Source organism: Mesorhizobium sp. M1A.F.Ca.IN.020.06.1.1 (assembly GCF_004023265.1).
In the GTDB taxonomy this organism is placed as follows: domain Bacteria; phylum Pseudomonadota; class Alphaproteobacteria; order Rhizobiales; family Rhizobiaceae; genus Mesorhizobium.
Genome location: NZ_RZSR01001450.1, coordinates 1 through 970 on the forward strand (window position 1 = coordinate 1; position 970 = coordinate 970).

Consider the following 970-nt stretch of genomic DNA (forward strand, 5'->3'; position numbering starts at 1 on the left):
GCCTCGGCCTTCTCGTACAGCGCCGTCATGTCGGCTTCGTCGGTGACATCGGCGCCGATGCCGAAGATGCGGTCGTTTGCCTTCGCGACTTCATTCAGCGCGGCCTTGCGGCGGCCACAGATGGTGACCTCGACGCCGGCTTCCGCCAGCGACAGTGCGATCGCACGGCCGACGCCGGAGCCGCCGCCGGTGACCAGCGCATGCTTGCCGGCAATCATGCGCCAGTCCTCCAGGCAAGGCGCTGCGCCTCATCCTTACCCTCTCCCCGTGAAGGACGGGGAGAGGGGGCCGCCAGCGTTTGAGCTTGTGCCTTCTTCCCGTCCTTCACGGGGAGAAGGTGCCGGCAGGCGGATGAGGGGCGGCGCCGACGTGAAAACATAAATGCGCTCATACCTTCAGCCCTGCCGCCGCTTCGCGTTCGGCCAGCCGGTAGATCTGGTCGCGTCCGCGCAGATAAGGATCCGGCCATTTGACGCCGCGGTCGCCGAGGGTGACGGCCGCATGCAGCGTCCAATAGGGATCGCTGAGATGCGGCCGGGCCAGCGCCACCAGATCGGCGCGTCCTGCCATCAGGATCGAGTTGGCGTGGTCCGGCTCGTAGATGTTGCCGACCGCCATCGTCGCCATGCCGACCTCGTTGCGGATGCGGTCGGAGAACGGCGTCTGGAACATGCGGCCATAGACCGGCTTCGCGGCGATCGTGGTCTGGCCGGCCGAGACGTCGCAGAGATCGACGCCGGTTTGATGCAGAAGCTTGGCGATCTCGACCGCATCGGCCGGCGTGACGCCTTCGATGCCCACCCAGTCATTGGCCGAGATGCGCACCGAGATAGGCTTTTCGGCCGGCCACACGGCGCGCACCGCGTGGAAGATCTCCAGCGGATAGCGCATGCGGTTCTCCAGCGAGCCGCCATAGTCGTCGGTGCGCCTGTTGGTCAGCGGCGTGATGAAGGCGGAGAGCAGATAGCCA

At 66.5% G+C, this 970-nt stretch carries 1 protein-coding gene and 1 pseudogene; both read right to left on the minus strand.

Features of this window, described 5'->3' with window-relative positions; all coding sequences use genetic code 11:
• The coding region (locus EOA60_RS34770; RefSeq protein ID WP_128312718.1) for an SDR family NAD(P)-dependent oxidoreductase at positions 1–218 on the minus strand (218 nt) is incomplete at its 3' end.
• 169 nt (positions 219–387) lie between these two features.
• Positions 388–970, minus strand: a pseudogene (locus EOA60_RS34775) (bifunctional salicylyl-CoA 5-hydroxylase/oxidoreductase); the annotation flags it as partial.